Source organism: Kribbella sp. C-35 (assembly GCF_046549195.1).
In the GTDB taxonomy this organism is placed as follows: domain Bacteria; phylum Actinomycetota; class Actinomycetes; order Propionibacteriales; family Kribbellaceae; genus Kribbella.
Window position 1 is genome coordinate 586,487 of record NZ_JAJPWG010000001.1, and the last position, 25,059, is coordinate 611,545.

23 protein-coding genes are annotated in these 25,059 nt (G+C 68.6%); 9 read left to right on the forward strand and 14 right to left on the reverse strand.

The genetic code is table 11. The features are described from left to right. Positions 1–63: 63 nt before the first annotated feature. The 3 genes from ACLJOO_RS03015 to ACLJOO_RS03025 are packed head-to-tail and all read right to left on the reverse strand — an operon-like array spanning position 64 to position 3,882. Positions 64–1,329 carry an AI-2E family transporter gene (locus tag ACLJOO_RS03015; protein ID WP_410785225.1) on the reverse strand — a complete coding sequence of 422 codons (1,266 nt, stop codon included), beginning with the start codon at positions 1,327–1,329 and terminating at the stop codon, positions 64–66. A 31-nt stretch (positions 1,330–1,360) separates the two neighbouring features. Beyond that, positions 1,361–2,731, reverse strand: a complete 1,371-nt coding sequence (locus tag ACLJOO_RS03020) for a glutamate mutase L (RefSeq protein WP_410785226.1) — start codon at positions 2,729–2,731, stop codon at positions 1,361–1,363. After that, positions 2,728–3,882 (reverse strand): cystathionine gamma-synthase, encoded by a 1,155-nt coding sequence (locus ACLJOO_RS03025; protein WP_410785228.1) that lies wholly within the window; start codon positions 3,880–3,882, stop codon positions 2,728–2,730. Before ACLJOO_RS03025 ends, ACLJOO_RS03020 begins: the two co-directional genes overlap by 4 nt. A gap of 357 nt (positions 3,883–4,239) precedes the next feature. Here ACLJOO_RS03025 and ACLJOO_RS03030 point away from each other — a divergent pair, with 357 nt between their 5' ends. Continuing rightward, positions 4,240–4,821 carry a hypothetical protein gene (locus tag ACLJOO_RS03030; RefSeq protein ID WP_410785229.1) on the forward strand — a complete coding sequence of 194 codons (582 nt, stop codon included), beginning with the start codon at positions 4,240–4,242 and terminating at the stop codon, positions 4,819–4,821. 82 nt (positions 4,822–4,903) lie between these two features. After that, positions 4,904–6,556, forward strand: coding sequence for a hypothetical protein (locus tag ACLJOO_RS03035; protein ID WP_410785230.1), 1,653 nt, complete (start codon positions 4,904–4,906; stop codon positions 6,554–6,556). A gap of 55 nt (positions 6,557–6,611) precedes the next feature. Here ACLJOO_RS03035 and ACLJOO_RS03040 read toward each other — a convergent pair whose 3' ends face one another. Both ACLJOO_RS03040 and ACLJOO_RS03045 read right to left on the reverse strand, forming a co-directional pair. Further along, positions 6,612–6,908 carry a DUF1905 domain-containing protein gene (locus tag ACLJOO_RS03040; RefSeq protein WP_410785231.1) on the reverse strand — a complete coding sequence of 99 codons (297 nt, stop codon included), beginning with the start codon at positions 6,906–6,908 and terminating at the stop codon, positions 6,612–6,614. Beyond that, a complete protein-coding gene (locus ACLJOO_RS03045) occupies positions 6,905–7,486 on the reverse strand; it encodes a TetR/AcrR family transcriptional regulator (RefSeq protein ID WP_410785232.1) in 582 nt (193 codons plus the stop codon). The genes ACLJOO_RS03040 and ACLJOO_RS03045 overlap by 4 nt, the downstream gene beginning before the upstream one ends. 94 nt (positions 7,487–7,580) lie before the next feature. On the opposite strand from ACLJOO_RS03045, the gene ACLJOO_RS03050 reads away from it, so the two are divergent. Beyond that, positions 7,581–9,737: an MMPL family transporter gene (locus tag ACLJOO_RS03050; protein ID WP_410785233.1), complete on the forward strand. Its 2,157-nt coding sequence runs from the start codon at positions 7,581–7,583 to the stop codon at positions 9,735–9,737. 155 nt (positions 9,738–9,892) lie between these two features. Here ACLJOO_RS03050 and ACLJOO_RS03055 read toward each other — a convergent pair whose 3' ends face one another. Then, the gene (locus ACLJOO_RS03055; RefSeq protein WP_410785234.1) at positions 9,893–10,552 is read right to left on the reverse strand and encodes a YczE/YyaS/YitT family protein; all 660 of its coding nucleotides are present in this window, start codon (positions 10,550–10,552) and stop codon (positions 9,893–9,895) included. 63 nt (positions 10,553–10,615) lie between these two features. Between ACLJOO_RS03055 and ACLJOO_RS03060 the strand changes: the two genes are divergently transcribed. The 3 genes from ACLJOO_RS03060 to ACLJOO_RS03070 all read left to right on the forward strand — a co-directional run bounded on the left by ACLJOO_RS03060 (position 10,616) and on the right by ACLJOO_RS03070 (position 13,632). Next, positions 10,616–12,058: a PLP-dependent aminotransferase family protein gene (locus ACLJOO_RS03060; protein WP_410785235.1), complete on the forward strand. Its 1,443-nt coding sequence runs from the start codon at positions 10,616–10,618 to the stop codon at positions 12,056–12,058. 183 nt (positions 12,059–12,241) lie between these two features. Next, complete coding sequence (msrA, locus tag ACLJOO_RS03065; RefSeq protein ID WP_410787112.1) at positions 12,242–12,892, forward strand: peptide-methionine (S)-S-oxide reductase MsrA; 651 nt, start codon at positions 12,242–12,244, stop codon at positions 12,890–12,892. 152 nt (positions 12,893–13,044) lie between these two features. Then, positions 13,045–13,632 (forward strand): hypothetical protein, encoded by a 588-nt coding sequence (locus ACLJOO_RS03070; RefSeq protein WP_410785236.1) that lies wholly within the window; start codon positions 13,045–13,047, stop codon positions 13,630–13,632. A gap of 178 nt (positions 13,633–13,810) precedes the next feature. On the opposite strand, the gene ACLJOO_RS03075 is transcribed toward ACLJOO_RS03070, so the two are convergent. Then, positions 13,811–14,749: a lysylphosphatidylglycerol synthase transmembrane domain-containing protein gene (locus ACLJOO_RS03075; protein WP_410785238.1), complete on the reverse strand. Its 939-nt coding sequence runs from the start codon at positions 14,747–14,749 to the stop codon at positions 13,811–13,813. 81 nt (positions 14,750–14,830) lie between these two features. Between ACLJOO_RS03075 and ACLJOO_RS03080 the strand changes: the two genes are divergently transcribed. Further along, positions 14,831–17,125 (forward strand): CDP-alcohol phosphatidyltransferase family protein, encoded by a 2,295-nt coding sequence (locus tag ACLJOO_RS03080; RefSeq protein ID WP_410785239.1) that lies wholly within the window; start codon positions 14,831–14,833, stop codon positions 17,123–17,125. A 133-nt stretch (positions 17,126–17,258) separates the two neighbouring features. Further along, positions 17,259–18,278 (forward strand): phosphotransferase family protein, encoded by a 1,020-nt coding sequence (locus ACLJOO_RS03085; protein WP_410785241.1) that lies wholly within the window; start codon positions 17,259–17,261, stop codon positions 18,276–18,278. Between the two features lie 20 nt (positions 18,279–18,298). Here the strand turns inward: ACLJOO_RS03085 and ACLJOO_RS03090 are convergent, their stop codons facing one another. The 5 genes from ACLJOO_RS03090 to ACLJOO_RS03110 are packed head-to-tail and all read right to left on the reverse strand — an operon-like array spanning position 18,299 to position 21,578. Continuing rightward, a complete protein-coding gene (locus tag ACLJOO_RS03090; protein WP_410785242.1) occupies positions 18,299–19,255 on the reverse strand; it encodes an NAD(P)-dependent alcohol dehydrogenase in 957 nt (318 codons plus the stop codon). A gap of 46 nt (positions 19,256–19,301) precedes the next feature. Then, entirely contained in the window at positions 19,302–19,568 is a 267-nt protein-coding gene (locus ACLJOO_RS03095) for a VOC family protein (protein ID WP_410785244.1), read from the reverse strand. A 3-nt stretch (positions 19,569–19,571) separates the two neighbouring features. After that, complete coding sequence (locus tag ACLJOO_RS03100) at positions 19,572–20,333, reverse strand: class I SAM-dependent methyltransferase (RefSeq protein WP_410785245.1); 762 nt, start codon at positions 20,331–20,333, stop codon at positions 19,572–19,574. A gap of 53 nt (positions 20,334–20,386) precedes the next feature. After that, entirely contained in the window at positions 20,387–20,614 is a 228-nt protein-coding gene (locus ACLJOO_RS03105) for a nucleoside triphosphate pyrophosphohydrolase (RefSeq protein WP_410785246.1), read from the reverse strand. 40 nt (positions 20,615–20,654) lie between these two features. Beyond that, the gene (locus ACLJOO_RS03110) at positions 20,655–21,578 is read right to left on the reverse strand and encodes a DUF4333 domain-containing protein (RefSeq protein WP_410785247.1); all 924 of its coding nucleotides are present in this window, start codon (positions 21,576–21,578) and stop codon (positions 20,655–20,657) included. 117 nt (positions 21,579–21,695) lie between these two features. Between ACLJOO_RS03110 and ACLJOO_RS03115 the strand changes: the two genes are divergently transcribed. Further along, entirely contained in the window at positions 21,696–22,325 is a 630-nt protein-coding gene (locus ACLJOO_RS03115) for a chloramphenicol phosphotransferase CPT family protein (RefSeq protein ID WP_410785249.1), read from the forward strand. Here ACLJOO_RS03115 and ACLJOO_RS03120 read toward each other — a convergent pair. Continuing rightward, positions 22,310–24,385: a heparinase II/III family protein gene (locus ACLJOO_RS03120; protein WP_410785250.1), complete on the reverse strand. Its 2,076-nt coding sequence runs from the start codon at positions 24,383–24,385 to the stop codon at positions 22,310–22,312. The genes ACLJOO_RS03115 and ACLJOO_RS03120 overlap by 16 nt on opposite strands. Before the next feature lie 118 nt (positions 24,386–24,503). Then, positions 24,504–25,031 (reverse strand): DinB family protein, encoded by a 528-nt coding sequence (locus ACLJOO_RS03125; protein WP_410785251.1) that lies wholly within the window; start codon positions 25,029–25,031, stop codon positions 24,504–24,506. Positions 25,032–25,059: the final 28 nt, after the last annotated feature.

A 25,059-nucleotide genomic window follows, 5' to 3' on the forward strand; every position in this document is an offset into this window, starting at 1 on the left:
CCGAGCCTGGCTCGGCGGCGTCTTCTGCGTTGGGTGGAGGGATACCCTCCGGGGTCGGCGCGGTTACTCGGAGGGGGCCGGGTGGGGGCGGCGTCTGGGGAGGGGTCTGGGCGGTTCGGGGTCTACGTCGTGGCCGGCCAGGTGGTTCACGATGGCGTTCAGGACGGCCGCGGTGGGGACGGCGACCAGGGCGCCGACGATGCCGGCGACCACCACGCCGGTGGCGATCGAGAGGATGATCGCCAGCGGGTGCACGCGGACCGCGCGGCCGAGCAGGAACGGCTGCAGGACGTGCGCCTCCAACTGCTGTACGCCGATCACGACCGCGAGCATCACGATCGCGATGATGGGGCCCTTGGCAACCAGTGCGACCAGGACCGCGACGGTGCCGCTGATCAGGGCGCCGACGACCGGGATGAACGAGCCGACGAACACCAGGATGCCGATCGCGCTCACCAGCGGCAGGCCAAGGATCGCGGCGCCGAGGGAGATCCCGATCGCGTCGACCGCCGCGACGATCACCGTGGCGCGGACGAACGCCGTCAGCGAGACCCAGGCCTTCCGGCCCGACGAGTCGGCCTTGTCGCGGGCCCGGCGCGGGAACAGCCGGACCAGCCACGACCAGATCTGCTCGCCCTGGTACAGGAAGAAGAACAGGCAGAACAGCGAGATGAACACCCCCGCCACCAGGTGCGTCGCCGTCGTACCGACCGCTGCCGCCTGCTGACCGAGCGCGCCGCCGGACGTGACCAGCTCCTGCAGCTGCTTGTAAAGGCTGGTGATGTCCGCGTCGGTGAGGCCGAAGTTGATCCGGGCCAGGTCCCGCAACTTCTGCACACCTTCGCCGACCTGGTTGGACAAGTCCTCGAACTGCCCGGCGATCTGCGCCCCGACCAGGGTCAGCAGGCCGGCGACCACCACGATCGTCGCGAGCACGGTGATTCCGGCCGCGGCGCCGCGCGGCAGGCGGAGCTTCTGCAGGCCGCTGGTGACGGGGATCAGGAGGGCGGTGAGGAGCACGCCGACGGTCACCGGTACGACGACCTCGGACAGGTACCGCATCCCGTAGCCGATCACGCCGACGGCGGCGACGATCACCAGGAACCGCCAGGCCCACGCGCTGGCGATCTGCATCCCCGGCGTCACGCCGTGATCCACCTTCGCCGGCGACTCGACAGCCTGCGACCCGACAGCCTGCGACTCGGCCGCCTCGACTGCCGGCTCGGCTGCCTCGGCCACCGACTCGCTGGACGAGTCCAGCACCTCGTTGTCCGCGACCGGGCTCTGCTGGTCGTGCTCTCCGGTCTCGTCCCGCCCCGACTCGCTCATCCCACCTCCGCAAGCTGATGTGGTGATGACACTAGTGCCCGGTCGGGCCTGTTCCATGAATGTGGGCGGCCAGGCCTTCGGCGGCCTTCGGGGCATCGTCCGCGAGCAAACCGACCGCGGCGAGCACGTAGTCCGCGTCGACGCACACCTCGGCGTGCTGCGGGACGAGCCAGCCCTCCTCCTGCGCGTTGGTCCCGATCGAACCGAGGATCCGCGCCGCGACCTCCGGCGGGTTGTGCCGCAGCACTCCCCCGGACCCGACCAGCAGATCGACCTCGCGCAGGTCCTTCCCGGAGCGCTCGATCACTCGTCCACCAGGCCCGAACACGATCCGCTGCCGCCCCGCGTGCCGCCGCAAGGCGACCGTCGCGGCAACGCTCGCCAACGTCTCGTCGTACGACGCCTCACGTCCGCTGTCCGGAAGGTACGACGGGTCCGCACGCCGACGTTCGGCCGCCGCACGCACTTCATCCACGTCAGCAATCAGCCCCGCCTCGGCGCCAGCGGCAACGACCGGTACGGCGCTCCAGCGCATTCCGAGATCGCCTTCGACGGTCCGGGTCACGGGATGGGGCGCGACCACTTCGCGGCCGAGGTTCGCGTCCTCGGGGTCGAGCTCGATCACCGAGTGCACGTCGGTGGTGGCGCCGCCGATGTCCACGACCGCCACGTCACCGTGCAACGCGGCGAGGACCTCGACACCCCGCAGTACGACGTCCGGCGTCGCGGCGCGGACCATGGCGGCGAAGGACGGGTCGCGCGACAGGTTCTTGCCGCCGATCACGTGCTCCAGGAACATCTCCCGGATCGCGGCCCGGGCACTGTCCGGCGCGAACACGCCGATCTCCGGTACGACGTTTTCCGCCTGGACATGCGGTACGTCCGCCGCGGTCAGGGTTTCCGTGATTTCCGCCTGCGCATCGCTGTTGCCTGCGACAACGACCGGTTTCCGCCACTTGTACTTCGCCAGCGTCTCGGCGGCCTTGAGCAGTACGGCCGAGTTGCCGCCGTCGGTGCCGCCGAGGAGCAGGACGACGTCCGGACGTTCCTTGCGCAGCTCCTTCTGGCTCGTCGCACTCAACCCGCCGCTGACGACCGCCACGACGCGCCCGCCGCTGGACAAGGCGACCCGCTTCCCGGCCTCCGCGGTCACGAGCTCTTCGTTGCCCACGACACCGATCCGCAGGCCCCCGCCCGCACTCGAACAGGCCAGCACCTCCGCGTTCCGCACACCTCGGTCGGCCGCTTCGAGTACGGCGCGACAGGCCTGCCACCCGTCCATGACGTCGGTGTCGATCGTCGTACGGTGTTCGGCCCGGGCCACGAGCTCGCCCGAGCCGGAATCCACCGCAACCGCCTTCGTGAAGGTCGACCCGAAGTCGACCGCCACTACAAGGCTCACGCCATTGCGCGATCGAGGTCGAGCAAGAGGTCGTCGATCGTCTCGATGCCGACGCTCAGCCGGATCAGGTCCGCCGGGACCTCCAGCGGGGTGCCGGCCACCGAGGCGTGTGTCATCTTGCCGGGGTGCTCGATGAGGGACTCGACACCGCCCAGGGACTCCCCGAGCGTGAAGACCTCGGCCTTGTTGCAGATGTCCAGCGCCTGCGCCTCGCCACCGGTGACCCGGAAGCTGACGATCCCGCCGAACCGCTTCATTTGCTTGGCGGCGGTCTCGTGGCCCGGGTGCCCGTCGACGCCCGGGTACAGCACCTGGCTGACCGACTGGTGCCGCTGCAGGAACTCGACGACCTTCTCCGCGTTGTCGCTGTGCCGGTCCATCCGGACGCCGAGCGTCTTGATGCCGCGCAGTACCAGCCACGAGTCGAACGGTCCGGCGACGGCGCCGATCGCGTTCTGGTGGAAGGCGATCTTCTCCGCCAGTTCGGCGTCGCGCACGATCAGTGCGCCGCCGACCACGTCGGAGTGTCCGCCCATGTACTTCGTCGTCGAGTGCACGACCACGTCCGCGCCGAGCTCCAGCGGCTGCTGCAGGTACGGCGAGGCGAACGTGTTGTCGACGACCAGCAGGGCGCCGGCGTCGTGGGCGATCTGGGCGACGATGGCGATGTCCGCGACGTTCAGCAACGGGTTGGTCGGGGTCTCCAGCCAGACGACCTTCGTCTTCCCCGGCTGGATCGCGGCCCGGATCGCCTCCGGGTGCGTGACCGCGGCCGGCGTCATCTCCACACCCCAGGTGCCGAGGACGCGGGCGAACAGGCGGAACGTGCCGCCGTACGCGTCGTCAGGGAACACCACGTGGTCACCCGGCACGCACAGCGAGCGGATCAGGGTGTCCTCGGCGGCGAGACCGCTGGCGAAGGCGAAGCCGCGGGTGCCGGCCTCGATCGCGGCCAGACACTCCTCGAGCGCCGTCCGGGTCGGGTTCGCCGAGCGGGAGTACTCGTATCCGTTGCGCAGCCCGCCGACGCCGTCCTGCTTATAGGTGCTCGTGGCATAGATCGGCGGGACCACCGAACCGGTGGTCGGATCAGGCTCGTTCCCGGCGTGGATCGCGAGCGTTTCGAAGCCGTAGTGGTGTTCCGTGTTCACCGGACCAGCGTACGGCCTGGTCTGCTCGGGTCCTGCATGCCACCCGAGGCTGGGCGCCTCTGACCACTGCCCGCCGTCGCGAGCAGGTGCTCGGTGCGGTGGCTCGGCGTGCTGGAGCGAAGGCCTCGATGTGGTTTCATCGTGGTCTTTGCTCCAGTGCGGCGAGGTGCCGTGCCGAGTGCCGCGCAGTAGGCGGGGAGTGGTCAGAGGCGCCCAAGACGATCCGGTGGATCCGAGTTGTCCACAGGCGCGTCGTACTGGCTGGCGAATGACCCATTGGGCCGCCTACGGTTGCGCACAGAGGGTCATCTAGAGGGTTGCGGTCAGGGAACGGGCAAGGAAGGACGACGGCGCCGGATGAAGACGCAGGACAGGCCGCTCGACCAGGACGACCTGGCGATGGCGGATCTCGCCGAGGTTCCGGACTGGACCGTGATCGCGGGACCGGACGGCGACGAGGCCGGGCCGGAGGTCGTGCGCGCCCTGGTGCACCGGGTGATGGGCCAGACCTCGTGGCAGCCGTGGCCGCTGCAGGCCGGTGAGGTGATCGACGCGGACATGGTCTCGTGGGGGTTCACCACGCGGCGCGGCACCACGATGATCGTGTTCGACGGTCTGGCGTTCCCGGACTGCCCGGACAGCGGCTGGTCGGCGTACGAGATCGGTCCGGACGACATCGCCGCCGCCGAGACCGGGCTGGACGCGCACTGGCCGGACCACCTCGCGCTCGCGACCAGGCACTGGGGACAGCCCGACTACGTCGGTGACGAGGGCAGTCCGACGTTCGCCGACGAGTGGGAGCCCGGCGCCGGGACCGGCCGCCGGCACCTGGCCGTCTGGCTGCGTCCAGGCGCCCAGATCCACCTGTACAGCACCAAGCCCAGCAAGGACCCGCTGACGACGTCTGTCGGGGTCAACTACGCCGTGTACATCGACTAGGAGACCCTGCCGTGAGCGAGCGAACAACGAGAGCAGCCAAGCAACTCGCTCACGCCGGAGCCGAGCGTAGCGAGGTGGAGGCGTGAGCCAGTCCTATCCAGAGAACCCGCGTGGCATCCGCCAGCGTGTCTCCCGGTGGAGCACGACCCGTCGCGGCACGAAGACACTGAAGGCGGCGTACGCGCAGGCAGCCCGCGACGTGAAGCGGATGGACCCGGCCGTCCGCGAGGCGATCGGCCGCTCGAGCATCACCCGCGCCGACCTGCAGCAACTGGCGAGTCTGCACGTCGACGCCCAGTTCCGTCCGGACCGGTACGGCGACGTCTCGCGGCGACTCGGCGCTGAAGCGACCGCCCGTACGAACCCCGGTCCCGGCCAGACGCGGAACCCGCTGCGCCGGATCGCCAACAGGTACTCGCGCTGGCAGGACAGGCGACGGGGGACGAAGGCACTCAAGGCCGCGTTCACGCAGGCGGCGCGGGACGTGAAACGCACGGATCCGCAGGTCCGGTGGGCGATCGGCCGCTCACAGGTCAACCGAGCGGACCTCGCGGCGCTGGCGTCGAGCCGGATGGATCAGGTGTTCCGGCCCGAGGGCCGGTTCCAGAACGTGCCCGGGCAGAACCAGAACGGCGCTGGGCGGCAGAACGGCGCTGGGCGGCAGGGGCAGGGGGTCCAGTCCCCGGACGCGGTCCGGCAGGCGCCGTCGCCGCAGCAGGCCGAGCAGATGAACCAGCGGATCGCGGCGCTGCAGCAGGCGATCCTGGAGAGCCAGCAGCAGGCCCTCACGCTGATGGAGGAGAACAACCGCCTCCAGGCGGAGATGCGTCAACTGCTCGAGGCGCGCGTTCAGCAGATCCAGCAGGAGAACGCCGCGGACCCAGCCTTGGAGCCCGCTCAGCAACGGGAAGGCGCCAACCAGCTGGAGACAGGTGACCAGCAGCCGGACGAACGCCGCACCGAAGGCGAAGCCGAGCTCGGCGAAGCCCGCACAGACGGCGAGGCCCAGACCGGCGAACCCCGCACCACGGGCGAAACCGAGGTCGGCGAGCCTCGCGCTGCGGGCGGGAGCGAGGTTGGCGAGGCGGGTGAGCCTCGTGCCGTGGGCGAGGCCGAGGTTGGTGAGGGTGAACCTCAGGCTGTGGGTGAGCAGACTGGGGAACGTCCGGTGGGCGAGGCACAGGTCGGTGAGGACACTGGGCCGCAGGTCGGTGAGGGCGGAGAACCCCAGACGGCCCCGGAGGTCGAGGGTGCGGAGCCGGTGAGCCCCGCCGAGGGCTGGACCGTCTCGTCCGAAACCCAGGGCGAGTCCGTCAGGGCCAGCGATGCACAAGAGAGCCGGCAGTCCACCGGCGAACTGGAAGCACCCGCAGCCAACACACAGGACCCAGCACCAACCGTCGCCCCCCAGCAAACAAGCACCGCCCCCCAGCAACCCGGCGTCGGAGGACAGCAGCCCGGTGTCGGTGAGCAGCCGCGTGGGGCTGATCCGCGGGTGGCGGCGGCCTACGAGCAGCGACCGCAAGGGCCGGCTGCCGGGGAGAAGTCGTCGGCGGAAGTCGACGCCAAGTTCGCGGCAAGCAAGGGATTGGGCGGCAGGCCGCCGCTCAACAAGGTCTCGTCCGAGCACTTGGACAATGCCGTCAGGGACGGCGGCGACGACGCCAACAAGCGGCCACAACGCAGCGGCCAGGCAACAACCCGGAACGGCCCAACCGGCCGAGAGGGCGGCTGACCCCGCAACCTGACGTACGCCGCCGCTCGCCACGGCGGCGTTCGTCGTACGAGGGCTAGAAGTCGGTGAGTTCCAGTTGGGTGTCGACGGGGGCGCCCTCGAGCAAATTCTCCGCGGTGCGGACCGGTTTCTTGATCGGGAGGACGTAGGTGCCGGTCTTGGTCGGGAAGACGGATGTCTGCCACGTGCTGCCGCCGACCGTCACCGTGACGCGCACCGAACCGAAGCCCTTCCGACTCCCCTCGGTCAGGTCCGTGATCTCGTCGCTGACGTCCTCCGGCACCGTGACGAAGTACCAACTGCCTTCACCCTGGTGCTGCCAAAGCGGCACCGTGAATCGGTACCCGGTCACTCGTCCACCGGAGTCCCACGGCGAGCAAGAACCGCGGTAGCAGCGTCCAGTAGCACCGCGCGGATCTCCGCATCGTCGGCCTGGAGATCGAGCTCGGTGGACATCGCGGCCCCGACCGCCTCGACCGCGGCCGCGGCACGCAGCCGGTCGGCGGCCGTCGGGTCGGGGCCGGCCAGCCACAGCTGGAACCGGCGGCTCTGCGCGATCAGCTCGTCGAGGTCGTCCCCGAAGGCCGCGAGTACGGCGGCGATGTCACGGAGAAGCGTCGGCCCGGTCGCCCGGTGCGCGATGATCACGTCGACGTACGCACCGAGGACCTCGCGCTCCGTCTCCGGCGACCACGGCAGCGTCTCCGAGAGCCGCAGTACCTGGAAGATGTCGTCCAGGAACGTGCCGACGATCGCGCGCAACAGCTGCTGTTTCGACGAGTAGTGGTAGTACAGCGACGCCTTGGTGATGCCGACCTGCTCGGCGATCTCGCGCAGGCTGGTCTTGTCGTACCCCTGGGTCGAGAACAGGTCGACCGCGGCGCGATGGATCTCCGCCTTGGTGTCCCGGGAACTGGTCGCGTGCTGCACGTCACCACCCTCTCACCTTCACCCGCCTACCGGTCGGCAGGTAGGCTACCTACCGACCGGCAGGTAAAGACAACCCGCAGGGAGGGGTCTCGGGGTGTTCACCAAACTCGGACGCTTCGTCGTCCACAATCCGTGGAAGGTGATCGCCGCGTGGGTGGTCGCGGCGGTGGCCGTGATCGCGTTCGCGCCGACGCTCGCAGACGTCACCACCAAGGACCAGGCGGCGCTGCTGCCGGACAAGTACGAGTCGGTGCAGGCGCAGAAACTGGCTGCCGACGCGTTCGGGCAGACCAACGACGCGACCGCCAGCATCGTCGTCAAGCGGAACGCGGGCGGCGAACTGACCGCGGCCGACCAGGCCAAGGTCACCGAGGTGGCCGACAAGATCACCGCGGCGAAGATCGACCGGGTGACCGCCGCGATCACCGGCCCGCAGGCGGTCTCGCCGAACAAGCAGGTCCAGATCGTCAGCATCGGCCTCAAGGGCGCGCCGGACGAGCAGGCCGTGCTGGACGCCGTACAGAAGATCCGTGACGTGACCGGCGCCACGCTCACCGGCGCCGATCTCGAGTACGGCGTGACCGGTGACGCGGCGCTGATGCTCGACAACCAGGACGCGTTCAACAACGCCTTCATCGTGGTCGGAATCGCGACCGTCGTACTGATCATCGGCCTGCTGCTGGTGATCTACCGCAGCCCGGTCGCCGCGTTCCTGCCGATCCTCACGGTCGGTTTGGTGTCGGCGATCGCGCCCGGCCTGATCGCGCTGGTCGCGAAGGCGACCGATCTGCAGGTCACGCAGGACCTGCAGACGATCCTGACCGTCGTCCTGTACGGCGTCGGCACGGACTACATCCTGTTCCTGCTGTTCCGGTTCCGCGAGCGCCTGCGCGCCGGCGAGGCGCCGAAGGAAGCGCTGGTGAACGCGGTCGCCCGGGTCGCCGAGGTGATCGTGTCGGCGGCGGGGGCGATCGTCGTCGCGTTCAGCGCGCTGCTGCTCGCGGTGTTCGGCGGGTTCAAGAGCCTCGGCCCGGGGCTCGCGATCGCGGTCGCGGTGATGGCGTTCGCGGCGATCACCCTGGTCCCGGCGGTCGTCTCGCTGCTCGGCCCGAAGGTGTTCTGGCCGTCGAAGTCGTGGCAGAAGACGCCGAAGGGCGCGATGTTCAAGCGGTTCGGCACGTTCACCGCGCGGCGCCCGGCGGTGGTCGCAGCGATCTCCGGCGGCGTGATGGTCGTGCTCGCGCTCGGCTCGCTCGGTATGAAGGTCGACTACGACGCGTTCAGCCAGTTGCCGGACGGCACCGAGTCATCCCGCGCGATCAAGGACCTGCAGGCGGGTTTCCCGGCCGGCGCATTGAACCCGACCACGGTCTACGTCAAGAGCACCGACGGTACGCCGCTGGATCCGGCCGAGCTCACGACGTACGCCGGGAAGCTGGCAAAGGTCGACGGTGTCGGCGGAGTGCTTCCGGCTGGCGCGGACGGCAGTATGGCGTTGCTGAACAAGGACAAGACCGTTGCCCAGATCAACGTTGTTCTCGACGGCGCGCCGTACGCGAACAAGTCGCTGGATCTGGTCGACGGGAAGCTCCGGGAGGCCGCGCACGCCGAGGCGCCGGCCGGAACGACCACGCTGCTCGGCGGCGTGACCGCCAGCTACACCGACATCCGGGACGCCAACAGCCGGGACCTCTCGGTGATCTTCCCGGTCGCGGGCGGGCTGATCGCGGTCATCCTCGCGCTGCTGCTGCGGTCGCTGATCGCGCCGCTGGTGCTGATGCTCGCGGTGGTGCTGAGCTTCTTCAGCTCGATCGGCGCGACGGTGTTCGTGTTCCAGGGCGCCGCCGGGCATGCGGGCGTGACGTTCTCGCTGCCGATCATGCTGTACCTGTTCGTCGTTGCCATCGGCACCGACTACAACATCCTGATGATCGCCCGGTTGCGCGAGGAGGCCGAACGCGGGACGGATCCACGAACCGCGGCCGACCGCGCGATCGAGCACGGCGGCCCGTCGGTGGCGGCGGCCGGGCTGATCCTGGCCGGCACGTTCTCGTCCCTGATGCTGGCCGGTATGGCGCTGCTCACCGAGATGGGGTTCTCGGTCGCGGCCGGCATCGTGATCTCGGCGTTCGTGATGTCGAGCTTCCTGGTGCCGAGTGTGATCGCCCTGCTCGGCCCTCGCGCCTGGTGGCCGCGCCGAATGAAGGCCCGCTCGGTCACGGAAGAGCGTGAACTGGAGCCGGTCGGCTAGGGGGTGTCTGACGGTTCCACGCCGTAGCGAGGAGGTGCCGTGCCGAGTGCCCCGCAGTAGGCGTGGAACCGTCAGACACCCCCTAAGAGCCCGCAGGCTGAGGGGTCCTGCGAGAAAGAACGGGTCCCGGACCGCTACTGGTCCGGGACCCGTCTCTAGTTGCGCTTGAGGCGGACGGTGAAGATCGGCAGCAGGATGTGGACGAGCGGGCCGATCGAGAGTGCATAGACGACAGTGCCGACGCCGATCGAGCCGCCGAGCAGGAAGCCGGTCGCGAGGACGGTCAGCTCGAGCGACGTCCGGACGAGGCGGACGCTCAGGCCGGTACGGCGTACCAGGCCGGTCATCAGGCCGTCGCGAGGACCGGGGCCGAATTGGGCGCCGATGTAGAGAGCGCCGGCCAGCGCGTTCAGGACGACACCGGACAGCATGAACACGATCCGCAGCCAGAGCGCGTCCGGGCGGTCGACCGTGGCCAGGGTCAGGTCGGTGACCAGGCCGATCACGATCGCGTTGCTGATCGTGCCGAGGCCGGGCCACTGGCGCAGCGGGATCCAGGCGAGCAGTACGACGAAGCTCATCGCGATCACCACGGTCCCGAAGCTGAGCGGGAGGTGCTTGGTGATGCCGGAGTGGAACACGTCCCACGGGTCGAGGCCGAGGTTGCCCTGGATCATCAGGCCCATCGAGGCGCCGTACAGGGTCAGGCCGACGTACAGCTGCACCAGGCGGCGCGGGAGGTGGCCTGCCTTCAGCTGCTGGATCGGGTTGAGGGGCGCGAGCTGACGCGGCGGGGCATCGGAGGTGGCGGTCACGAGATCCAGTGTCAGGGGTAAGTGGCCTGGCATTCGATAGCCAGTTGCGCGATAGTGGACTGCATGCGAGCCCGATATCTTCCCGCCAGCACGTTAAGCGGCCTGCTCGGCGAGTGGGCCGACGGGACCGGTCCGGCGTACCGGGTCCTGGCCGAGCGGCTCCGGCTGCTGATCGCGGACGGGCGGATCATGCCCGGGTCGCGGCTGCCGAGCGAGCGCGAACTGACCGAGGCGCTGGGGGTGAGCCGTACGACGGTGGCGTCCGCCTATCGCTCGTTGCGGGACAGCGGCTACCTGACGAGCCGGCGTGGTTCGGGGAGCGTCACGGCGCTGCCGTCGAAGATCGAGCCGGAGCTCGGACGGCACCACGCGCCCGGGATCGACACCGAGGGGCTGTACGACTTCACTTGCGCGGCGCCGGCCGCGGTGCCGGGGATCAGTACGGCGGTGGCGTCGGCAGCTCTCGATTTGTCGCTGCATCTGGCGACGCCTGGGTACCACCCGCAGGGCTTGCCGGTACTGCGTTCCGAGATCGCGGCGGCGTACTGCGAACGCGGGTTGCCGACGTCGGCGGATCAGATCATCGTCACCGCCGGGGCGCTCGCCGCGACGTCGATCGCGATCCGGGCGATCACGCAGATCGGCGACCGGGTCCTCACCGAGAGCCCGACGCATCCGAACTCGGTGGACGCGATCCGGCGCAGCGGTGGCCGTGTGGTCGCCGTACCGATGTCGCCCGGCGGGTGGGACCTGCCCTTGCTGGAGGCAACGATTCGGCAGACGGCGCCGCGGGCCGCGTGGATGGTGGTGGACTTCCAGAATCCGACCGGTTTCCTGATGTCCGCGGCGGATCGGCAGCGGATGGCGCGGGCGTTCGCGCGGTCGCGGACGACGGCGATCGTGGACGAGACGCTGTTCGAGCTGTCACTGGACGGGCAGGAGATGCCGCCGCCGTTCGCGTCGTACGACCCGGACGGGGTGATCACGGTCGGGTCGGTGAGCAAGTCGTTCTGGGGCGGGTTGCGGATCGGGTGGATGCGGGTGCCGGAGGCACTGGTCGCGCGCGTGCTGGACGCAAAGGCGTCGATGGATCTCGGTGCGCCGGTGCTGGAGCAGTTGGTCGTCGCGGACCTTCTGCGGCGCCGCTCGACTTTGCTGCCGGAGCGCCGGGCGTCGCTGGCTCAGCGGCGGGATGCTTTGGCCGCCGCGGTGTCTGCCGAGCTTCCGTCGTGGAGGTTCCGGCTGCCGTCGGGTGGACTGTCGCTCTGGTGCGAGCTCCCCGAACCGGTCGGCTCCAGCCTCGTCGGCGTCGCCCAGCGCAACGGCGCGCTCCTGGTCGCCGGATCGCGCTTCTCCCCCGACGGCGGCCTCGAGTCCTTCATCCGCCTCCCGTTCACGCTGGACGTGGACTCGTTACGCGAGGGCGTCACCCGCCTCGCCGCGTCGTACGCCTCCCTGACCACCGCCGGCGTTCCCGCCCGGCGGAGTGGGGTGATGATCGCGTAGGCCGGACGCCCAGGCCATCACAATTGGCCCCGCCTCGCGCGCCTGCGGGGAGCCGACCGGATCGGGCAATTGTGATGGCCTGGAGGTCCGCCGCACGTCATCGTGCCGTAAGGGGTCGGGGGAAGGTTCACCTGGGCGGGGGCGTTGGGAGACTATGAGAGTCACACTGCGAGAGGCGTGAGAATGTCGTTCTTCACCCGCAACACCGCCATGGTCGAGCCATCGGCCGCCCTGCCCGGACGGGACGCCCCGGGGTTCGCCGTACCGGACGAGAACATCGTCCTGCACACGCCGCAGACCGCTGCCGCGCCCGAGGGCTTCGAGGAGGTCTGGTTCGGCACCGGATGCTTCTGGGGCACCGAGGAGATCTTCTGGCAGCAGCCGGGCGTGTACACCACGGCCGTCGGGTACGCGGGCGGTTACAGCCCGAACCCGTCGTACGAGGAAGTCTGCACTGGGCGCACCGGTCACGCGGAGGCCGTCCGGGTCGTGTACGACCCGACCAAGACCACCTTCACCGACCTGCTGAAGGTCTTCTGGGAGACCCACGACCCGACCCAGGGCATGCGGCAGGGCAACGACCTCGGTTCGCAGTACCGCTCGGCGATCTACTACACCACCGACGCCCAGCGCGCCGAGGCCGAACGCACCCGCGACCTCTACGCCCCCGTCATCAAGCCCCTCGGCTACGACGACATCACCACCGAAATAGCCCCCGCCACCACGTTCTACTACGCCGAGGCCTACCACCAGCAGTACCTGTCCGCCTCGAAGAACCCGAACGGCTACAGGTGCCACAGCAACACCGGCGTTGCGTTCCCGGCAGACGCATAACTGCAAACTGTGAAGTATGAGGGCACCACTTTCGCGGTGGTGCCCTCGTCGTCAGCCTTCCGGGCGACGGTCTCCCGGCCTTGGAAGCTGAGCGCCGTAGCCTCCGGGCGGCCAATACGACGGCACCGGAGTCGCGTCATAAGGTTGGGCCGGTGAGCATCTTTCGCCGCCCGATCGACCCCACCGAAGCCGTACTCCGGCGCCTGTCCAAAAGCCTGCGGTGGTTCCGGCCGTCCCTCGCCGACGCTCCCACGCCGGACCTGCAACTCGGGCACCTCGCCCAGCATCGGCTGTGCCCGGCGATTGAGCAGGGTGACGCGGCTCCAGTGCTGACGTCCCTCGCCATCGCCGAGGAGGCCCTGGCGGCCGCCGATCTCGACCACCAACTCGGCGCCAATCTCGACCACGCGCTCACGCTAGGCCTGGTCGAAGTGATAAGCGACTGGTGCTCTTGGCCGGAGACGCCACCAGAGGTGGTTGCGACGATCGAGGCAGCCATGGGACCGATGACCCGCGAGCGGTGGAACGCCGTCCGGGACCAGGGCGCCGCCGTGGCCGACTGGATCCGTCACGGAGGTGCAGTTGACCGTACCGGCGAAACGCCCGCGGCGTACCGGGAGATCCAGAACGCCGATCTCCGATTCCTTACCCGGTCAACCCGGCAGTACATCGACGAGACGATGACCGTGGGAACCGCCGACCGCGTGCGGTTCGAGGGGTTCACCGGTCAGGGCGTGTAGCCGGCCCTGCGTTGCCTGATCGTCTACTCGGGGCAGTGACCGGACGTCTTCTATCGCCTGGACGGTATTGCTACCACCAGCAGTACCTCCACAAGAACCCCAACGGCTACCGCTGCCACAGCAACACCGGCGCGAAGTTCCCGGCTGAGGTTTGATCTAGCGCGATGCCCCTGGACTCTTAAGAGTTCAGGGGCATCTGGCGTGTTTGACGGGCAACCGCCAGGACGACGGCCCCGGGCAGCGTTGCGACCAGCGCGAGTACGCCGTACACCACCGCGACGGTGACGCCCAGCGGCGCGCCCAGTCCGATCGAGCTGAACGCCCATGCGGCCGCGCCCTCGCGTGGACCCCAGCCTGCGATGTTCGTCGGCACCGCCGAGGCCGTCAGCACGACCAGTGCCAGCGGCAGCAGCCGAGCCGGCGACAGGTCCGCCCCGGTCGCTCGTACTGCGATCAGGAACACAGCGGCGTGGCCGAGCACGGCGACTGTGGAGGCGAGCAGGATGCGAGGCCAGGCCCGCGGCGCGAGGATCGCGTCGCGGAGGTCGCTGGTGAACACGCGTCCGATCCGCGAAGCGAGGCGATGTCCCTTTAGACAAAGGAGTACGGCGACCACACCGGCGAGAACCGCAACCGTCACGGCGGCCGGGGGAACAAAGGAGCCCGCGGGCCAGGACAGCAGGAACAGCACGCCCACCGTCAGCACGATCTGGACCGCAAATCCCGACGACCGCTCCCACGCGACGGCCCGCAGGCTCCGGCCCAGGTCGCCGACCTCGCGCCCGTGGCGCACGGCGCGGTGTACGTCGCCCATCACCCCGCCGGGCAGCGTGGCGTTGAGGAACTGGGACCGGTAGTACGCAGCCACCGCAGTCCTCAGCGGCATCTCGACGCCGAGCCCGCCGGCGACGAGCCTCCACCGCCAGGCACAGCACAACGTGGTCAGCGACGTGATCGCGAAGGCCGCGGCGAGTGACCAACCGGTCGTCTGTCGGAGCCCGTCCACCAATGGGCCCGTGCCCACCCGCCAAACGAGAACGGCGAGGATCGCGGCGCCGCCCGCCACGCGCGCCCAGGTCCAGATGCGTCGGCTGAACGCGCGTGCTTCTGTCGGCACCGCATCCTCCTTCTCCCGCCCGGATGAACCGGTGCGACGCTGTTCTCGTATGACCGTCGTACCCGCAGATACGGAGGCACTGTGCGTCTGGTTCAGGTTCGAGTGCGCAGCCGCATCCTGACCGGCCCGCTCGCCGGCTTCGCTTGTCTGCTCGTGCTCCTCGGTGTGCTCGCGGCGACCACTGGCCTCGATGTCGCCGGCTGGTCGACCGGCGTCGCCTGCGGAGCCGGTCTTGCCGCGCTGGTCGCTCGCTCGATGGCGCGTCACCGTCGTGACAGGTTGGGGCCTGCGGACAAAGTGACACTGGCTCGCGCGGTCCTCGCCTGCGGGGTCGCGGCGCTCACGGCGGACTCGTTCGGCGGCCGGGCGCCGGTGGCGATCCTCGTGGCGCTCGCGACGGTCGGGCTGTTCCTCGACGGGGTGGACGGGAAGGTCGCTCGGCGTACCGGCACCGTTTCGGCGTTCGGCGCACGCTTCGACATGGAAGTCGACTCGTTCCTCGTCATGGTCCTGAGCGTGTACGTCGCACAGACGATGGGCTGGTGGGTGATCGCATTCGGTGCAGCCCGCTACGTGTTCGTGGCTGCCGGCTGGGCGCTGCCGTGGCTGCGCGGCTCGCTCCCGCCCCGCTACTGGGCCAAGGTCGTCGCCGCGATCGTGGGCATCGCGCTGACCGTCGCGGCTGCCCGGATCCTGCCCGATGCCGTGACCACGGTGGTGCTGGTGATCGCGCTGGGACTGCTGGCCGAGTCGTTCGGGCGTCACACCTGGGGGCTCTGGCGCCTGGCCGGAAGCCCGCCGCGCACCCGTACCACCGTGACGTCGGCGCTGGCGGTGCTCCTGGTCTGGGCTGCGCTCCTCGTGCCGGACCACACCGGCGACCTGTCACCGGCCGCCTTCCTCCGGATCCCGCTCGAGGGCCTGGTGTTCATCGTCCTCGTCTGCGTACTGCCGTCGAGACTCGCACGGATCCTCGCCCTGATCGGCGGTTTCCTCGTCGGGGTGCTGACGATCACGCGGCTGCTCGACAGAGGCTTCTGTTTCGCGTTCGACCGTCCCTTTCACCCGGTCTACGACGCGGCGTACGCGGACTCCGCGCTGGACCTGCTCGGCGACTCGATCGGCGGCGTCGGCGCCCTCGTGGTCTTCATCGGAGCCGGAGTCGTCTGCGTGGCCCTGCTCGCCCTGCTGCCGTTGTCGGCAGTGCGGGTGACCCGGCTCGTGGCGAGACACCGGCGGCCGACGATGCGGATCGTTGCCGTTCTGGCCGTGATCTCGATCGTGCCCGCACTGACCGGCGCCTGGCCCGTTCGACAGCTCGCCTCGGCCTCCGCAATCCGGCTCGCCACGCAGGTCGGTGAGGACCTCCGCGACCAGCGGGAGTTCGTACGGGCGCTCAAGCAGGATCCGTTCCGCGACACCCCGGGCAACGACTTTCTGGCCGGCCTGACGGGCAAGGACGTGCTCCTGGTCTTCGTCGAGAGCTACGGACGCACGGCGCTCGACTCTCCTGTGGTCGGGTCGGCGCTCGAGGCCGGGGAACGGCGGCTGCAGCAGGCAGGCTTCTCCTCGCGCAGCGGCTTCCTCACCTCGCCGACCTTCGGCGGCATCAGCTGGCTGGCGCACTCCACCCTGCAGTCCGGGTTGTGGGTGAACAACCAGCAGCGGTACGACCACCTCGTCACCCTGGACCGGCTCACTCTCACCGACGCGTTCGGTCGGGCGGGCTGGCGGACAGTGGCCGACGTACCGTCCAATGACAAGGACTGGCCGGTGGCGAAGACGTACTACCACTACGACATGGTCTACGACCGCCGGAACGTGGGGTACGCCGGGCCGTCGTTCAGCTATGCCTCGATGCCTGACCAGTACACCCTTGCCGCTCTCCAGCGGCTGGAGTTGGACAAGACGAACCGCGCTCCCGTCATGGCCGAGGTCGACCTGGTTTCCAGCCACACGCCCTGGGCACCGCTCCCCCGGCTGGTCGACTGGAGCCGGGTGGGTGACGGCTCAGTCTTCGATCCAATGCCGGCCGAGGGCGACTCGCCGGAAGACGTGTGGCGGCAGCCGGACCGGGTAAAGGCCGCGTACGCACAGTCCATCGCCTACTCGCTCGACGCCCTGACCTCGTTCGTACAGCAGCTCCACGACCGCAACCTGGTGCTCGTCGTCCTCGGCGACCATCAGCCGGCCAGCATCGTGTCGGGCAACGGGGCAAGCCACGACGTGCCGGTCAGCATCATCGCCGCCGACCCGGCCGTGACCGATCGGGTAGCAGACTGGGGCTGGCGGCCCGGGCTGCGGCCGGACGCCGACGCATCGGTCTGGCCGATGGACACCTTCCGAGACCGGTTCCTCACCACCTACGCCCACTAGCCCCGCACCAGAACCCCAACGGCTACCGCTGCCACAGCAACATCGGCGCCCCGTTCCCGGCTGACGCCTGATCGCCGGGCCCCATTGGGTAAAGGGTTTGCGCGGGCAGTTCGAGCGCCGACACGCTAGGACGATGCTGAATGCCGCTTCGCTGACAGAGCCCGCCGCCAGGCACATCGTCGGAGCGGGGCCATCGGACGACCTGCGTGTCACGTTCTTGCGCCCGGAGAACCACACTTGGCGGATCGCGGCGCCGGATGCGGTTCGGTACCTCAAAGCACACACCAAACCCTGGTACGGCGGTGATCCCGATGCGGCAGGTCGCGCAGTCCAGCACGAGGCCAGGGCTCATCGGCTGCTAGCTGAGGCCGGGCTGCCGACACCAACTGTCGAGACAGCTTCGCCAACCCGCGACAACCCGTTGGGCTGGCCGTATCTGCTCACAGCTGAGCTCGCTGGTACGTCGCTTGTCGATCTGCTACCGACACTGAGTCGCCCCGAGGCCGACGAGGCTCTGCGGCAGGTCGGGCGGCACCTGGCCGGTATGCATGCGCTGCGCTATGAACATGCCGGCTACCTCGTCGATGGTCCGCCGACCCAAGCGCCGACGGACGGATTCCAGCATCCGAGCTGGCGCTTCGAGCGCTTCCTCACTGCCGCGATGCGCACCTGGGCGAACGACAGCACCAAGGTCAGCCCGACGGTCATGGACCGCTTGGCCAACCTTGTTGCCGACTCGGTCGACGACGCTCGCTGTTCATTCGACCCGCCCCGATTCATCCATGGGGACTGCCATGCCAACGGGTTCTTCCTCGACCGAGCACCGTCAGGTTGGACTGTCACTGGCGTCTTGGACCTGGAAGTCTCCTCCGCCGGCTGCCCACTGTTCGACTTCACGAAGCTCTTCATCGAACTAACGGGCCATCTCAGCGGCAGTGGCTACCGCTGGTGGGAACCCTTGTACGACGGCTACGGCCGCGAGCCTGATCTCCAGGTAGTGCGCCTACTCCTGGCCGGCAGCGGCCACATCAACTACACCTGCCTCGGCGAGCACGCCTGGCCAGGCGACCGGCAGACCATCCTCAACCACATCGTGACCGCCACGAGGTGGGAAACCTTGTTCAACCCAACCGACGAAGCACCCGCAGTCTGAGTAGGCAATTCGGATGTGCGTCAGGAGAGGTCGACGATGACTTTGCCGAGGGCTCGGCCCTCGCCGACGTGAGCGAGTGCGGCGGGGACCTGGTCGAGGGCGAAGGTGCGGTGGATGTGGATTCTTATCTCCCCGCTGACGCAGAGGGCCGCCAACGGCTCGAAATGGGCTGGGCCCTCCTTGACGGCGAGGATCCCGATTGCGCGACCGGTGAGCCGGCCGACCGGCCAGCCGACGGTGAGCACGCGCAGCAGCGTGGGTACCGACCCACCTACGCATCGATAGGTGCCGCCGGGTGCCAGCGCGCGCCGGTAGGCGAACACCGACCGGTGCGCGACCAGGTCGAGGATCAGGTCGTACGGGTGGGCGGTTCGGGTGAAGTCATCCCGGCGGTAGTCGATGACTTGGTCGGCGCCGACCGACCGTACGAAGTCCAGCTTGGTGGCGTTGTCGACGCCGGTGACGTGAGCACCTAGCCGCTTGGCGAGCTGAGTCGCGAACGATCCCGACCCTCCGCCGGCGCCGTTGATCAGCACCCTGCGACCTGGCGCGGCTCTGTCCGTGCCCTGCAGGGCGATCGCGCCCGCCTGCGGGATGGCCGACGCCTCGGCGAACGTGAGCTGGGCCGGCTTGTGTGCGAGTGCGGATTCCGGCGCGAGCGCATACTCCGCGAAGCCACCCATCAGCGCGAGGTTGTCGCCGTACACCTCATCTCCGGGCCGGAACCGCGTCACCGTTTCCCCCACGTCGTCAACCACGCCGGCGATGTCCGATCCGAGCGTCCGGCGAGCCGGGAAACGCAGCCCGCCGATCCGCGCGTACGCGGGCGATCCGCGCAGGCACTCCCAGTCGCTGAGGTTGACCGAGGTCGCGGCGATCTTCACCCGCACCTGGCCGGCGGCGGGCGAGGGTACCGGGACATCCTCGACCCTCAGCACATCAGGGGACCCGTACCGGTCGTAGACGACCGCCTTCACGCCCGCCCCGCAGCCCGTCTGGTCATGGCGGCAACGTAGCAAAGCGTCAGTTGATGTCGAATTCGTTGCCTTCCGGATCCTTCATCCCGACCGCGTAGTGGTCGAGCCCTTCCTCGAACGGGCCCGTAATGGTGGCGCCCAGGCCGGCCAGACGGGTCGCCTCCTCGGGGACTCCCAGGTCGCGGTAGAAGTCGTTCCAGGTAGTGAATCCAGCCGGGGGCGGCGCGAGCTCATAGCCCAGCGCGGCGGCCCAGAACCGGGCTAGTCGGTCCGGGTCGGCACAGTCGACGACCAACTGGAATCGGACAGCCATTGGCTAGTGGTGGCGGCGGGCTAGGTGGGCGGTGATCTGGGCGTCGATTTCGACGGTTTCGGGGAGGGTCTGGAGGGTTCGGCGGAAGACCTCGGCTCGGTCTGCCGGGGGGAGCATGACGTACGCCGAGACCGTCGACAGTTGTCCGATGTAGTCGTGGGCGCTCATCGCCAGGCGTCGTTCGATCACTGCCTGCTGGACGTCGGTGAACCACTCGGACTGCTGGAGTTCCGTGCCGGGCCATTGCATCGGGCGGTCCGCGGGGGTGCCGTCGGGGGACGGGACACCGTCGTCGTCCAGGTACGGCGCACGGGCCGCGCGCACGGCCTCCTTGAGGGCCGGGTCGGCGAGCTGGATCGGCACACCGAACGAGGTAAACACGCCACCCGGTCGTACGAGCTTGGCCATGCGCTCCCACCGGCCTTCAGGGTTGGTCCAGTGGAGCGCGGCGGCCGAATACACCAGCTCGTACGACGTATCCAGCGGCAGGTCCTCGAAGGCGGCCTGCACGGTCGTGACGTTGGCCGTCAGGTGTTTGCGCAGCTCCGCGAGCATGGCCGCGTCGGGTTCTGTCGCCGTGACCGCGATCCCTCCCTGCGCGAACAGGCGCGTTGCCTTGCCTGTCCCGGCACCGATCTCGAGAGCGGTCCGGATCGGTCCACGGGCGTACGCCGTGACCAACTCCAGGAGTTCCACGGGATACCCGGGCCGGAACCGTTCGTAGGCCTCAGCCACCGTCCCGAAGCTCAACGCACGCGCAACCATGCCTGCATCCTGACACCTTCCACGCAACTACCGCTCGGCATTTTCGGGACCGGTCAGCGGATGCCGGTCCAGATGGTTCGGTCGGTGAACGCTCCACGCTCGCGGGCCTTGGCGGCTCGGGTTGTTTCGAGGGCCTCCTCGGTCGTGCCCAGGTCGGCTGCGAGGGCATAGACGACCGCGAGCTTGTCGCGCAGCCGGCGACGGTACTCGGCCGGATCGGCCTGATACGTCATCGGCTCGGCGCCACTCGCACGGATGATCTGCGGGATCCGATCCCTCACCAACTTGCCTCAGCCGGTTCGCCGCCACCGGCGACCGCGCTCAGTACTTCCAGGCTCCTAGTTGGTTGTTGGTGGCGTCGCGGATTACTAGATGGCCGTGGCGGGTGGGGACGTCGAAGATCAGCCAGCCGGCGGTTTGTTCGCCTTGGTTGAGGAGTACTGGGTCGAGGGGTGGGTCGAAGGTGGTTGAGGTGACTATGGCGTCGCCGGTGTAGGTCTTGCCGCCGGATACGGCGGTGATTTCGATGAGGTCTTGCTGGTCGATGAGGGCGCGTAGGGTCACGTAGGCGCCTAGATACAGGCCATGTTCGGGCTGGTCGAAATCGTCGCCGGTACTGAATTTCACTCGCGCGACGGTGACCTCCAGCAGAGCGGCGCCGGACTCGCCGTACACCGTGATCTTGTCGCCGATCTTTCCGATCGAAGCCGCCCACACCGTGGCTGGCTCGAAGTGGACGGTTCCGCCGAGGTCGTCGACGACGGTCTGGACGACCTGGCGTTTGCCTGCCAACGAGACGGTGCACGGGATCTTCCCGCTGACCTCGACGATGCGGATCAGCGCCGTACCGCAGTCGATCGAGGCGCCCGCGGCCTGCGCCGGGAGCCTGGACCGGATCTCGGTGACGACCTTGCGGGTGTCGATGAGCGCCTTGGCCGGTTTGAACTCGTAGGTGTACTCGCCGCCGCTCACGTGGCTCAAGGTCACGTTCATCGGCAGTTGGGTGCCGGCCACATCGGCTGTACAGGTGAAGGTCTTGCCCTCGGCGACCTTCACGTCCGTCGGGCACGTAATGGTGCCGACCTGTACGTCGGGCACGTGTTCGCGCAGGTACATCGCGACTGCCGAAGCCATCCGATCCGCATCGACCGTACCGTCGCCGACCGTGACCTCGGCCGAGCACCCGGCCAACACGACAGCCGCCAACGCCGCGGCCGATCGGTGTGAGTTGGTGATTGCGCGCATGACGACCCCCCGCCATCTGAGCTGGGCGGCGGCTCCCCCCGCGTCACGGTCCGCAGTCCTAGTTCGGACGTTACTCCTCGCCGTACCAAGGAAGAAGCCGTCGGAGATGATAGGCCGGTGTCGATCACCGCAAGCCATGAGCTGACTCCTGAAACGAACGTCGGCCGCCCAGGCCGGCTCATTTTCCTCAACGGTACGTCGAGTTCCGGCAAGTCGAGCATCGCGAACGAGTTGCTCGGCTCGCTGGACGGCACCTGGTTTCATCTGGCGATCGACCAGTTCCATCGGATCCGCGCCAGGCGGGAGATGTCGGACGAGGCCTTCCTGTCCGTGTTCCAGCGAACGGTGCTCGGATTCCACCGCGCCGTCGCCGGGATGGCGTCGGCGGGGAACGACGTGGTGGTGGATCACATCCTTGGTGAGCGGTGGCGGCTCGCGGATTGCCTGGCGGTGTTCGACGGGCTGCCGGTTCTGTTCGTCGGCGTTCGTTGCTCGCTGCCCGAACTCGAGCGGCGCGAACGCGAACGCGGCAACCGCACGATCGGCAGAGCGGCGGTGCAGTTCCCGATCGTCCACGAGCACGGCGTGTACGACGTGGAGGTCGAGTCGGATCGGCACACCCCGGCCGAATGCGCCGAGATGATCCGCGACCGCCTCGACGCCGGTCCACCAACGGCCTTCAACCGACTCCGAGCGAGGGGCGCCTCCACAGCGGGAGACGCCCCTGATGTTCAGCCGGCGCGGTAGAGGGATCCGCCGGCCGAGATGGCAACGCTGGTGCGTTTGCCGCCGACGTTGAGGTTGACGATGAACGTCGTACCGACCTGTCGCACGGTGTAGGTGACCGATCCGCTGGATCGGACCGGAACGATGAACGACAGGATCGAGGCCGACGTGCCGGAGCGGGCCATCATCAGCGTCGGGGCAGACTTGCGCACGAAGCTGCTCGGGTACTGCCAGCCCTGGATCGGGTTGGTCTGCGCCTGCTTGACCAGGAGCGCCCCGGCCGGCAGCGCCTGCTTGAACGGCACCTGGAACAGGATCGTCTTGGACGTGTCGCCCGACGCCATCGCCACGGCAGTCGTCCGCGAAACGACCGTCGCGCGCTGGTCCGACGGCAGGTGCCACAGCGTCTGGAACGCCTGAGCGGTCCTCGCCGAAGCGCTGTCCCACGTGACGATCAGGTCCGGATCCTTCAGCACGAGAACCCGCCGTACCCGACTGATCCCGCTCCCCGGCGCATCCGCGAACACGTACGACTCCGCGTTCGCCTTCACCGACAATGCGGTCAGCCGAGTCACCGGATTCAGGTACGCCGACGTCGGCGTCGTCATCACGCTGTGGGCGTACGGACTGACGGCCCAGGTGCGGAAGGCGCCGGCGTTGTACGCCGCGTACCCGCCGTCGACCAGGATGTCCCGACCACGTGCCGTGTACGTGATGCTGGTGTGGTCGAGATGCCCGTGGAACGCCCGCACCGGACCGTACCTGATGCTGTACGACGACTCGCCCGTGAAGCCTCGCGCAGGATCACTGCCCCAACCGGTGCGACCGAAGATGTAGCCGGCCGAGTAGGCCCCGACCCGCCACAGCGGCATCGTGCCCGCCGTACCCTTCGAACCGGCGTACTCCAACGGCGTGCCTGTCCACGGGTACGTCGACTGCACCTCGGTGTCACCGATTTGGTGGAGTTTGCCGAGCGAGTTCGTTGCCAGCGTCAAGAACTTGGCCAGCAACGCACGCCGGGTGGCGATCGTCGTACCGGGGTTGACGCCGCAGTTCTGCATGACGGCGATCGCGCGACCCCACAGCGAGTAGTTGAAGGACGCGTAGCCGGTCGACTGTTCGTTGGTCCCGCCCTGGGCATCGATCGAGGTCGTGATACCGGCCGCGAATCGTTGCTGTGCGAGGTTCTTGTAGTCGGTTCGGCCGAGCACACACCCGACCCCGAACAATGCGATGCTCTCGTCGGTGCCGTGGTTCCAGGCACCACTCCAGTTGTACGTCAGGAATCTCGCGTGACTCAGCAGCGCCGCGTCCACCCACGCGTACCGGGCCGGCACGGTGCTCACGTGCAGCCCAGTCAGGATCGCCTGGCGCAAGCAGTTCAGCACGTTGGTCCGGTGCATGGTGGACTCCCAGGCGCCGACGTTCGCCTTCCACGAGTACGGGTTGTCGCGGTACCAGTCGTACGCGATCGTGTTGACCCGCGTCAGCGCGGTCAGATCACCCTTGCCCGCAGCAACAATCCCTTGGCCCAGCCAGCGCAGCGAGTGGAACCACATGTACCAGCTGGCGTTCTTGTACGGATTCGCCGCCCAGTTGATGTTCCCGCCGCCGTTGCCGACCTTGACCGCCGCGTACGGCCCCCACTGGAACCTGTCGCTGTACAGGTTCGTCAGCGGGTTCGTCTTCTCGATCCCGCTGAACCCCGGGCACGCGTAGAACGGTGCCGCAAGCGACTGGATCTTGTTGGTGTTCGTACCGATGTCCGTCGCCGGCGCGGCCGTCGGTCGTACGACGTTGCTCCCGCCCGGCACGAACTGGGACTCGCCTGGATCGTCCGGTCCTGGGACGATCTGGATACCGGGACCTTCTTCTCCCGGAGCACGAGTGTCTCCTGTTGCCGTTCCCGCCCCCAGAACCAGAACAGCGATCCCCACGGCCACAACGGCCGTACCCCTGAATCGCATGAAGTTGTACCTCTCCCCCAACCGTCTCCGGACACCGGCGACGGTCTCCTGAGCGGACTTGCGTACCGGCGTGCGGTACGCCGTACCAACGGTCAGCCCAATGGAGGCGGTCAACTCACCGAGGTTTAGTTCCCCTTACCTGCCTCGATGCGGAAACACCGCGGAAAGTTGCGTTTCCGGGCACAGCAAAGCGCCAGGACCCCGGAGGAGTCCTGGCGCCTTGTTTGTTGGTTCAGCCCATGGTTTTCTGGCCGTCGATCGTCTCCCGGATGATGTCGGCGTGACCGGCGTGCTGGGCGGTCTCGGCCGTGATGTGCAGGAAGACCCGGCGGACGGTCCAGAACACACCCGGCGGCTGCCAGGGCGCGGCCGGGAGCTCGTAGCTGGTGTCCAGGTCGAGGGTGCGGACGAGCTCGTCGGTGGCGGCGGCGACCTTCTCGTACTCCGCGAGTACGCCGGCCAGCGTCTCGCCCTCGGTGAGACGGAACTGGTCCTGCCAGGCGGCGATGACCTCCGGGGTGTACTCCGTCTCCGCCGGGCTGCCCCCGCCCTTGCCCTGCGCGAACTCGGCCCAGTGCTGCTCGGTGGCACTCACATGCTTGATCAGGCCGCCGACCGTCAGCTCGCTGATGGTGCTGCGGGTCGCGGCCTGCTCGTCTGTCAGCCCCTGAGCGGTGTGCCGCAGGAAGCCCCGGTGCTTGCCGAGGAACTCCAGGATGTCGGCCCGCTCACCGGTCAAGCCCTGCTCGTTTGTCGTCATGCTCCGACTCTAAGCGCCATAGCGGCCA

What these genes read in the sequence shown, in the direction of transcription:
- ACLJOO_RS03110 (WP_410785247.1), bottom strand. Translation starts at nt 21,578, where the DNA reads ATGCGCGCAATCACCAACTCACACCGATCGGCCGCGGCGTTGGCGGCT.
- ACLJOO_RS03095 (WP_410785244.1), bottom strand. Translation starts at nt 19,568, where the DNA reads ATGGCTGTCCGATTCCAGTTGGTCGTCGACTGTGCCGACCCGGACCGA.
- ACLJOO_RS03125 (WP_410785251.1), bottom strand. Translation starts at nt 25,031, where the DNA reads ATGACGACAAACGAGCAGGGCTTGACCGGTGAGCGGGCCGACATCCTG.
- ACLJOO_RS03060 (WP_410785235.1), top strand. Translation starts at nt 10,616, where the DNA reads ATGCGAGCCCGATATCTTCCCGCCAGCACGTTAAGCGGCCTGCTCGGC.
- ACLJOO_RS03100 (WP_410785245.1), bottom strand. Translation starts at nt 20,333, where the DNA reads ATGGTTGCGCGTGCGTTGAGCTTCGGGACGGTGGCTGAGGCCTACGAA.
- ACLJOO_RS03030 (WP_410785229.1), top strand. Translation starts at nt 4,240, where the DNA reads ATGAAGACGCAGGACAGGCCGCTCGACCAGGACGACCTGGCGATGGCG.
- msrA (WP_410787112.1), top strand. Translation starts at nt 12,242, where the DNA reads ATGTCGTTCTTCACCCGCAACACCGCCATGGTCGAGCCATCGGCCGCC.
- ACLJOO_RS03085 (WP_410785241.1), top strand. Translation starts at nt 17,259, where the DNA reads ATGCTGAATGCCGCTTCGCTGACAGAGCCCGCCGCCAGGCACATCGTC.
- ACLJOO_RS03015 (WP_410785225.1), bottom strand. Translation starts at nt 1,329, where the DNA reads ATGAGCGAGTCGGGGCGGGACGAGACCGGAGAGCACGACCAGCAGAGC.